The organism is uncultured Methanobrevibacter sp. (assembly GCF_937906425.1).
GTDB lineage: Archaea > Methanobacteriota > Methanobacteria > Methanobacteriales > Methanobacteriaceae > Methanobrevibacter.
In genome coordinates this window covers 1-3035 of record NZ_CALCYR010000169.1, presented here as the reverse complement: position 1 = coordinate 3035, position 3035 = coordinate 1, and the positions used below count along the sequence as shown (strand labels likewise).

At 23.2% G+C, this 3035-nt stretch carries 3 protein-coding genes; 1 reads left to right on the top strand and 2 read right to left on the bottom strand.

Going from position 1 to position 3035, the window contains the following annotated elements; translation table 11 throughout:
- Positions 1-344: 344 nt before the first annotated feature.
- Positions 345-884 carry a hypothetical protein gene (locus tag Q0138_RS04765; RefSeq protein ID WP_297981607.1) on the top strand — a complete coding sequence of 180 codons (540 nt, stop codon included), beginning with the start codon at positions 345-347 and terminating at the stop codon, positions 882-884.
- A gap of 53 nt (positions 885-937) precedes the next feature.
- On the opposite strand, the gene Q0138_RS04760 is transcribed toward Q0138_RS04765, so the two are convergent.
- A complete protein-coding gene (locus Q0138_RS04760) occupies positions 938-1498 on the bottom strand; it encodes a DUF4411 family protein (protein WP_297981606.1) in 561 nt (186 codons plus the stop codon).
- A gap of 61 nt (positions 1499-1559) precedes the next feature.
- Positions 1560-2798, bottom strand: a complete 1239-nt coding sequence (locus Q0138_RS04755) for an ImmA/IrrE family metallo-endopeptidase (RefSeq protein ID WP_297981604.1) — start codon at positions 2796-2798, stop codon at positions 1560-1562.
- Positions 2799-3035 lie beyond the last annotated feature (237 nt).

Genomic DNA, 3035 nt, shown 5'->3' with positions numbered 1-3035 from the left:
ACTTTTTAAAAAAAAAATTATAGAAAAATAATTAAAAAAAAATTTTCTAAAAATAAATTCTTTAACTTTTAAAAATATTAAAAAAATAGTTTTAAAAATTATAAACTATTTGAATAAATAAAAATAAAAAAAATATTGTTCTGTAACTAAAAAACTATTTTAATCATTAAAAATAAAATTTTTAAAAAATATAAAAAATTGATGAAAATTAAAGAAAATTTTTTCAAAAATTTGAAAGAAAAAAATAAATCAATTAAATTAATGACAAAATTGATTAAAATACAAGTTAATCAAAAAACCATTAATTTAATCAAACAACTATTAAAAATTACAGGAGTTATAACTTGTTTAATCCAATCTTAGCATCTTCATACATATTGTCCGGTTTCTTTATGAAGTTTTCAGACGATGAATATGATGAAAAGTCAAATAAAATTTTATCAATCATACTTGGCATAATCTGTGGAATTTTTACAGCATATGCATCTTCAATAAATATTGATGCGGCATCCATCTTCATTGCAATTCTCATTGGAAACATACTTGCACTAAAGGTTGATGGAATTCATCACATTGCAACAATGGTCTCATTTTTAATAGTTTTCATATTTCTTGGAATTCCTTCATTCACAATGAATTCAATTTTTGTAATAGCAATCTGCATCATTGGTGCAATTATTGATGAAATTGGAAATGACAATGAAAAAATTTATAAAAAGAGCAGGTTTTTGGAATATTTCTTTGATTACAGATTTGCACTTAAAGTGACAATATTCATTCTGGCAATATTTGGACTTTTAAGCTTTTGGAGCTTATTATACTTTTTATGTTTTGAAATAGCCTATGAAATAGCTAGAGTAATATTTGAAAGATTTCTTTTATAAAAAATGAACTGAAATTTAAAAAATAATGGTAAAAATATTTTTTACCAATATTTTTAAAAAAGATTAGGTTTATACAGGTGTTCTCTTTTTATCAATTCATTAAAACAAATACATTCAAAATCAAAATTTTTATATTTATAATTTGTATCACAACTTTTCATAACACATTTACCGCCAATTAACTCACAAATTGTAGGAATCTTATAATTTTTTTCCTTAGTGTTATGGGTTAAATTATAAACTTCCTGAGTTACCAATGTAATATTATGCACCTTAGCATAAGCTATCAAATAGGCATCAGCAAGTTTATCTTCAGATTCTAATTTTTTTATCCAGTTTGGAAATGAATAGGATAAAACCTCATTCAAATAATTTAATGAAGACTTATCTAAATTTTTAAATAAAAAATCATATTGTTTTACCCAATTATTAAAATAATCATAACCCTTAAGAGTTATTTCATCCCTAACTTCATTTAAAGATGAAATTACTCCACATTCAACCAATCGATCAAAATTATACCAGTGCGTAGGAAATGCATCAATTTCATATTCTTCAAACTCCTCTCTACGAATTAATAAAGAAGAATCAACCAAATATTTAGTATTTAACATAATTTTACCCCATTTAACTTTTCTAATTAATAAACTCACAAAATCGGAATTGAGTACATTTTTAACTTCTTTCTTTAACTTTTCTAATTAATAATTTCATAATATTTGATGAAATTTTTAAATTTCTTAAAATATCCAAATCATCAATTATTTCTTCAAAATATGCATAAAGCAATGTTTGAATATAATAAAATCCATATTTTTTTATTATCAAATCTGATTTTACACAATCATCCTTTATATTCTCTATAGAAATTAATTCAAAATCATTTAAATAAATATTTAAAAGACTGTTAAATTTCTTTTCATCAATTAAACCCATTTCAATAAATTTTCTAATAATGAGCTTCTTGCTAACATTATATTTTTTAGACAAATTAATAATCAGTGTATTAGTTATTAAATCAGAATATTCCTCATTATTCCCATCCAAATTAGAAGAAAAACCATCATCATTTAAATTAGAATCCTCATTATTCCCCTCCAAATTAGAAGAAAAACCATCGTCATTTAAATTAGAATTATCAGGATTAATAAAACCTTCAATTTCACTGGAAGGAACTAGAAGTTCACATGCAATTGAATTGCACATTGATTCAAGATTGTTCTTAATATAAAAGGAATTAAAATTACTCAATCCCTCTTTTTTAATTAACAGATGGGCCAATTCATGAAATAAGGTAAATTTCTTTGAACTTTCACTTTCATAAACATTAATGCCAATGATAGGCAATTTATCATAGTAAATGGCATATCCCCTTAAGTCATTTGGAGAAATGTTAAAAAACTGAAAAACCAAAATCCCCATTTCTTCAAATAGATTTATCCAATCCTCTAGAGAATAGGAGTTTCTTTTCAAGTCATTAATTTCAAAGACATTATTTACTATATCAATAGCCTCAGCTTTTGTATTAACAGAATAATCCTTTAGCACATATTCATTTAATTCAAAACCATCCCATAATTCATCAATGTCAAATAGTTTTTCTCGTCTAGCCCTAGCTTTTCTTAATTCATGGAATATTTCAGGAAAACTTTCAATATTCAATTCACCGAATCTGAAATCTGGAAAATCCTCATAAACCGGTTTATCATGACAGAAGAATATTAATGTGTTTTGCTTATACAATTCAGCCAAACGTTTTAAATCTAAAAAACTAATATTTCCAGTACTCTCCCATAATTCCAGGGTTTTTAAAGGAATATCAAGTTGACGGCAAACAAAGGATTTTTCAAAATGAATGGATTTTCTGGCCCAAATCAAATAATCCCTATTTACATTTATTAATTCTTCAGTCATTTTATCACCAAATTTTTAAAAATTAATTGAATGTAAAAATAGATTGTTTTTACTCCTTTATAAATTTAACTCATAAAAAATTCTTTTTTTACTAAATAAATTAAAAATTACAGTTTTTTTAATAAATAGTTTAATATATTAAAATTATAAAGAAAAATAAATATTCTAAGAAAGTTATAAAAAATAGTTTAAAAAGTAAAATTTAATAAAAATATGAAAATTTAATAAAAATGAAAA